The organism is Mucilaginibacter oryzae (assembly GCF_003148845.1).
In the GTDB taxonomy this organism is placed as follows: Bacteria; Bacteroidota; Bacteroidia; order Sphingobacteriales; family Sphingobacteriaceae; genus Mucilaginibacter; species Mucilaginibacter oryzae.
Map to the genome: position 1 here is coordinate 411510 of NZ_QGHA01000002.1, position 7274 is coordinate 418783.

Sequence of the window (7274 nt, forward strand, 5' to 3'; positions counted from 1 at the left end):
AAAGTTTAATAAATAAAGTATATAAAAGACTGGCAATACCATGCCGGTCTTTTATATTTACGGCCAGTAAAACGTTTAACCAAAAACATAATCAACATTAACACATGAAAAAAGCCCTGGTACTTATCACCTCCCTGCTTTCAGCCGCAGGTGCCTTTGCGCAGCAGGTAAATAAGGTTACCGATCCCGTTGAGTACATTAACCCGCTGATGGGTACTGATTCGCATTATGATCTTTCTACCGGCAATACCTACCCGGCCATAGCCCTGCCTTGGGGCATGAACTTCTGGACACCGCAAACCGGCGCCATGGGCGATGGATGGGCCTACACGTATGATGCCCACAAAATCCGCGGGTTTAAACAAACCCACCAGCCATCTCCATGGATGAATGATTACGGCCAGTTTGCCATTATGCCGGTTACCAAACACGCCGTGGTAAACCAGGATAAAAGGGCCAGCTGGTTCTCGCACAAAGCTGAAACCGCCAAGCCGTACTATTACAGCGTTTACCTGGCCGATCATGACGTAACTACCGAGATTACGCCTACCGAGCGCTCGGCGCAGTTCAGGTTTACCTATCCTAAAACGGATAGCTCGTTCATTGTTATCGATGCTTTAAACAAAGGTTCGTACGTAAAGATCATGCCCGATCAGAAAAAGATTGTTGGCTACTCAACCAAATACGCGCGCGGTCCGCTTAAAAACTTTAAAAACTACTTTGTTATTTATGTAGATAAGCCGATCACCTACGCTCATGTATTCAGCGATACCGTTCAGGCCGATGGTTTGGAGTTGAAAGCCGAACATGCCAGCGCTTTAGTTGGTTTTAAAACAACTCATGGCGAGAAAGTGCATTTGCGCGTTGCATCGTCATTTATCAGCATTGAGCAAGCCGAGCTTAACCTGGAGCGTGAGCAAGGTAAAGACAGCTTTGACGTAACCTGTAAAAAAGCGAAAGATACCTGGAATCAAACCCTGAACCATTTACAGGTTGAAGGCGGATCGGTTGATCAGATGCGCACTTTTTACTCCTGTTTTTACCGCATGGTGTTCTTTCCGAACAAATTGTACGAGATAGACAAAGACAATAAAATTGTTCACTACAGCGCCTCAACCGGTAAAGTATTTCCGGGGTATAAATTTGCCGGTACCGGTTTCTGGGATACTTTCAGGGCTTTATATCCTTTCCTGAACCTGGTATATCCATCTATCAACAAAGAGATGCAGGAAGGCCTCATCAACGATTACAAAGAAGGCGGTTGGTTGCCCGAATGGTCGAGCCCAGGTTATTCCGCAGTGATGATCGGTAACAACTCGGCTTCGGTTGTTTCTGAAGCCTACCTGAAAGGTTTGCGTGGTTACGACATCAATACCTTATGGGATGCTTTGGTGCATGGCGCCAACAATGCTGGTCCGCAAGCCACAGGCAGGGAAGGTGTTGAGTATTACAACAAATTGGGTTATGTGCCTTATGATGTCAAGATTAACGAAAATGCTGCCCGTACTTTAGAGTATGCTTATGATGATTTTGCCATTTACAAATTGGGCAAAGCATTGGGCAAGCCGGAATCAGAAATTGGCATTTATAAAAAACGTGCCATGAACTATAAAAACCTGTTCGATCCGGAAACCAAGCTGATGCGCGGTAAAAACCAGGACGGCACATTTGAAAAGCCTTTCAGCCCGTTTAAATGGGGCGATGCCTTTACCGAGGGCAACAGCTGGCACTATAGCTGGAGCGTATTCCAGGATATGCAGGGACTGGTTGATTTGATGGGCGGCCGTCATAAATTTATCATGAAACTGGATTCGGTATTCAGCATGCCACCAATTTTTGATGATAGCTATTACGGCGAAACCATCCACGAGATCCGCGAAATGCAGATTATGAACATGGGCCAGTACGCGCACGGCAACCAGCCCATTCAGCACATGATCTACCTGTACAACTATGCCGGTGAGCCATGGAAAACGCAATTCCATGTACGCGATGCTATGGAAAAACTGTACAAGGCAACGCCTGATGGTTATTGCGGAGATGAGGATAATGGCCAAACTTCGGCCTGGTACGTATTCTCGGCTATGGGTTTCTATCCGGTAACACCAGCCAGCGATCAGTACGTTTTGGGTACGCCGCTGTTTAAAAAGGTAACTATCAATCTCGAAAACGGTAAAAAGATCGAGATCAACGCGGCTAATAACAGTCCCGCGAATAAATATATCAACACGCTTAGCGTTAACGGTAAACCATATGGTTTAACCTGGTTAAGCCACTCTGAACTTAAAAAAGGAGCGGTGCTTAACTTTAACATGGCGCCTCAGCCCAATAAAGCAAGGGGCACTAAAGTAAGTGATGTGCCGTATTCCCTGTCTACGGAGTAACCCCCAAAACCCCTGAAGGGGAAACTATAGCGGATATTTTATAAATTAACAAAGGCGAGGTTTCACCTCGCCTTTGTTAATTTTGTCACTCATAACTGGCGCGGGTTTAGCGCAATGTACCCCTGCTTTAAAATAGCATAAGTTTATTAACTCAAGTGTACAAATTTAAATAAGGAGATGCCTTAGTCCCTATGCCTTTTGTGCTTTTTCTTTGAGGAAGATGATGATGAACTTTTGTTTTCCGATTTCTTATTGTCGGATGTTTTCTTTTCTTCCTTTTTCGCAGTCTGTTCGGCGGGAGATTTAGCAGCAGTGGTGGTCGAATCTTTACTCAACTGTTTAACTGTAAACTCATTTCCGCGCAAGCCGTATTCAAACTGGCGTTTTGCGCCGGATGGCTTGGCATCTTTGCCGCCGCCATCATAGATAGGGAACTCGCGTATCAGCTTACCGTCCCTGATATAAAAATTATCACCTCCGCGGTAGCCTTTGCGCTGCGAACCGGTTAGCTTCGGGAAATCAAGCTTGTTGGCTTTATTGTCGTTAAACTCAAATGCGGCTACCGATACATAATTCACAGTATCTTTTGATTTGGTTTGCACCAAAATTTCCGGGTTTCCGTCAGCATCCATATCCGAATTATATACGTCCACAATGGCCCCGTTTAAATCGCCGGTTGTGGTTGTGTATTTTATTCCTGCCGAATCGGAATGCAGGATCATGAACGCGCCTGCTTCTTCCGAGCCGCGGCCCCAGCTTAAAATATCATAACTCTGGCCCGGCGATACTTCAATCAGTTTATGGTACCTGAAAGGACTCATTAATTCCGACTTTTTAGGAGCAGGGGGCAGGGTTGCCTGTTTTTTTTCAGGGCCGCCGCATCCTGCCGTTATCGCGCTTATCGCAAGCGCAAAAAGGTAAAACCTGTTGTTCATGTTATCTGCTATAATATCGGCTTAATTAAATAATGTATCGGGCGTTAACTCGGCTTTAGCTTTTCCTGGCGCGGTGATAAACACTTTCAAAGTATTTTGACCGCTACCCTGATCAAAGTATTTTACTGTTATTTTATGATAACCTTTTAATAATGGTGCGGCACCCATTTGTTCGTTCATCGTATGTTTGCCATCGTTATCAACAACAGTCTGGTCGTCTATCAATAATACCGAACCACCGGCGGATGCTGTTGCGAAGCCGTAATTACCATCGCTATCTATATTGATATAGCCGGTATAAATCACCCCATATTTACCTTTGCTTTTGCGCAGGTCGGCGGTATTAAACGTTTTGGTTACACCACTGTCGGCAGGCATAACACCTAATTGCCCCGTACTGGTATACGAACCCGGGTAAACAACATATTTTACACCTGTTGCCGAACCTGTATAACTAACCGTAGGCATCGGTGCCTTATTATAAACAACCGTACGGGTAACGTTGCTGCGTTTTCCCGACGGTGTGATCACAATGGTTTGTAATTCGCGGTACTGATCGGCCGGGATTTGTAAATTTATCGGTGTTGTGTAAATGAGGTCAGTTTCCCGGGGCGTATAACCGTCGATAGTATAATAAACCTTTGCACCTTCTACCGATGGTTTCAATACAGCCGTTAAGGTACTACCTATCATTACGGTGTCGCTGGCGCCAATAGCTGTTGGTACGTGATAATCCAACCCCTCTTTATCTAACCAGGCCAAATGCCCGGGTAGGCGGGTATCGGCAAAATCGCTATAGTTTTTATTAGCGAGCGGCGACCACGCTACTTCCGAAAGCGCTAATAAGCGTGGCAGTAACATAAATTGTACTTTGGCGTCGGTAGCGATATATTCTGTCCATAAGTTGGCCTGCACGCCTTTAATGTATTTCTGCTGCTCGGGCGATAGCACCGAGGGGGTAGGGTCGTAGCTGTAAATTTTTGACAGCGGCTCGTTCCCGCCTATGCTCAAAGGCTCCTGGCTTGGTTTCCCCTGTCCGTGATCTATATACAGGCCATGGCTACCCGGGGTCATGATCACATCATGTTTTTGCTGCGCCGCCGCAATGCCGCCTTCCTCGCCTCTCCAGCTCATTACCGTGGCGTTAGGGGCCAGGCCACCTTCTAAGATCTCGTCCCAGCCAATAATGCTGCGGCCTTTTGAGTTCAGGAATTTTTCAATCCGTTGTATAAAATAGCTTTGCAGGGCATGCTCATCTTTCAATTTTAATTTTTTGATAAGCTGCTGGCAGTAGGCCGAGTTTTTCCAGGCATCTTTGGGTGCTTCGTCGCCACCGATGTGGATATATTTACTCGGGAAAAGCTCCATTACTTCGGTCAGCACATCCTGTAAAAAGGCAAACGTTTTTTCGTTAGGGCAATAAATATCTTTAAATACGCCCCAGGTTTCAGCCGGTTTATAGGTTTTTGACGGATCGCAGCTTAACTCCGGATAGGCCGCCAGAGCAGCCTGCGAGTGCCCGGGCATTTCAATTTCGGGTACGATGGTCACAAACCTGTCTGAAGCATATTTTACCACCTCGCGAATCTGGTCTTGTGTATAAAAACCGCCGTAAGGTGTGCCGTCAAATTGCTGCGGGGTACGGTCGCGGTAGCCTCCAATCAGGGTTTGAGCGCGCATACTGCTAATCTGGGTTAGTTTAGGGTATTTTTTGATCTCGATACGCCAGCCCTGGTCTTCGGTAAGATGCCAGTGAAATGTATTGAGTTTATAGGCTGCCAGCAGATCGATGTATTTTTTTACCATTTCTACGCCAAAAAAGTGCCTGCCTACATCAAGCATGGCACCGCGGTAACCGAAGCGCGGGTAATCTTCAATTTGTACACATGGCAGTTTGATGGTAGCGGCATGTTCAAGCGGCATTAATTGCAAAAGGGTTTGTACACCGTAAAACAATCCTGATCCTTTGCCTGCTATAGTTACCTGCTGCGGCGTAATGGTTAAACGGTAACCTTCGGCCGGCAGGCCGTCAGTTCCGGCGGCGGTGAGGGTAATTACATTGCTTGTTGCATTGCCTTTAACCTTAACAGGTTTGTTGTAGGCCTGGTTATTGGCCAGGTAATCCTTAAAAAACAATACAGCTTTATTTGATGGGGTATCGGCCTGGATGGTTGTTTCCTGGCTTAAAACAAATTGGCCGGGAGCTTTTTTTAAAGAAACCGGCGCCGGGATAATGCCCATATTCGGATCGGTGTTTTGTTGGGCCTTAACCGTAGTGAAACCTACCGCGAGCAATGCCAGCAGCACTAATGAGGATTTTTTTAACATATAAATATCTATCAGGTTAGTACAGGCCTGTAAGATAAAAGATTTTAAAAAAATATAAGAAGTTTTGGCGTGTAAAAAGTTTAACGGCTTATTGGTACAGTTTAACGCCTTACAAGGTCATATGCCGGGCACTCGAATTAACGCGGCCGATATTTATCCGTGTTTTTTCTTCTTATTCATTTTTGCCTTTGAACTGGCGCTGTAGTTATAATCTTTAGCGTTGGATGCCTTTTTTTCGTGGAAAGCTTCACCAACTCCTGCAGGCTTTTTATCTTCCTTTTCGGTTTTTTTAGGTTTAGGCTCCGTTATGATAACCAAATCTTCGGGGAGTTGTGCAGCAGGGATTTTTTTGCCGATAAGCTGCTCTATCTTCTTCATCGCGCTCATTTCAATATCGGTAGCAAAAGTAATGGCCAGCGTATCGTTCGATTCCTGAAAGCCGGACCTTTTAATGCGGCTGACAAACTGACCCGCATCTTCGGGTATGTCAAACTGCATAATAAAGGGGATTCCGGTCAAATCAACCTCATCATGGTTTTCGTTAACCACTATCAGTATGCGCGATGTATTATCGGCTTTAAAATCATCAATGTTTTTAAAACCTTTGGTATCAAAAAACTTAGGATTAAAATAAGCTACGCCTTTACCCAATCGGCTTTTTAAGTTTTTAAAAACAGTTTCGGCAGTTGTTTGCGTGTTAACAAACAAAACTGTTTTGGTAAACAGTTCTTCATCGTACATAAATAAATTAAGCAGATTAAGCTTGGTGCCAAAATTGGGTACGTTGTAAAGCAATTGTTCATGGGTTTCAACCGCTTCATCGCCAAATTCATCTACCTCTATCAAAGCCGGCTGCCTCATAAAAGGAGCAATCATTTTCTCAAGCTTGGCATGCAGCACTTCGGTAAAAACCAGATGCTGGCCTTTGTCAATGCTGTTAGCCAGCTCAACAACAGGTAATTGCAGGCCTTTAGCTACAATCTGGTCGGCATTGTCAACAACCAGCAGGTCAACTTTATTCAAATTGAGGCCTAACTTCAGATAAATAGCGCGTGCGCGATCGGGTGTGGCCACCACAATATCGGCACCTTCGGCAAGGTCGTCCATCTGGGCTTCGGTACCCGGAGTTACATACAGCGGCACAATCCTGATCGCCTGGTTTTTATTGAGTTTGTTAAACTGTTCAATCACTGCAAATACCTGTTCTTTATCGGCAACAAGCACCAAAATGCGGGGTACACCTTCGGGCGCGTAATTAAAGCGGTTTAAAACACCTAAAACATAGGTAGTGGTTTTGCCGCAGCCTTCGGGGCCAACGGCGATGATATCCTGGCCGCCAATAATACGGTTAATACATTTAAGCTGCACCTCGGTTGGGTTCGCAAAACCTGCCTCGTTTACAGAACGTAACAGTTGTTTATTAAGCTTCAATTTATCAGACCACGCCATCAGGATACAAATTTAAAATGAGGGTGCAAAGGTACCAATTTAATAACTATTAGACACTAATTTCACGAATTGATACTAATGACACCAATTTTGGCTACAAGCAAGTGTACCAGGCCTCTTACAAATTCATAAAATAATTCGTGTAATTCGTTTAAATAATAACCGCCTGCCAGGCATT

4 protein-coding genes are annotated in these 7274 nt (G+C 45.0%); 1 reads left to right on the forward strand and 3 read right to left on the reverse strand.

The features are described 5' to 3' along the window. Nucleotides 1-104 precede the first annotated feature (104 nt). On the forward strand, nucleotides 105-2384 hold the full coding sequence (locus tag LX99_RS07085; RefSeq protein WP_109607222.1) for a GH92 family glycosyl hydrolase: 2280 nt from the start codon (nucleotides 105-107) through the stop codon (nucleotides 2382-2384). A 182-nt stretch (nucleotides 2385-2566) separates the two neighbouring features. Here the strand turns inward: LX99_RS07085 and LX99_RS07090 are convergent, their stop codons facing one another. The 3 genes from LX99_RS07090 to LX99_RS07100 form a co-directional block, all read right to left on the reverse strand. Next, nucleotides 2567-3319, reverse strand: a complete 753-nt coding sequence (locus LX99_RS07090; RefSeq protein ID WP_109607223.1) for a PliI family lysozyme inhibitor of I-type lysozyme — start codon at nucleotides 3317-3319, stop codon at nucleotides 2567-2569. A 21-nt stretch (nucleotides 3320-3340) separates the two neighbouring features. Further along, complete coding sequence (locus LX99_RS07095) at nucleotides 3341-5647, reverse strand: family 20 glycosylhydrolase (RefSeq protein WP_109607224.1); 2307 nt, start codon at nucleotides 5645-5647, stop codon at nucleotides 3341-3343. A gap of 153 nt (nucleotides 5648-5800) precedes the next feature. After that, the gene (locus LX99_RS07100) at nucleotides 5801-7096 is read right to left on the reverse strand and encodes a DEAD/DEAH box helicase (RefSeq protein ID WP_109607225.1); all 1296 of its coding nucleotides are present in this window, start codon (nucleotides 7094-7096) and stop codon (nucleotides 5801-5803) included. Nucleotides 7097-7274: the final 178 nt, after the last annotated feature.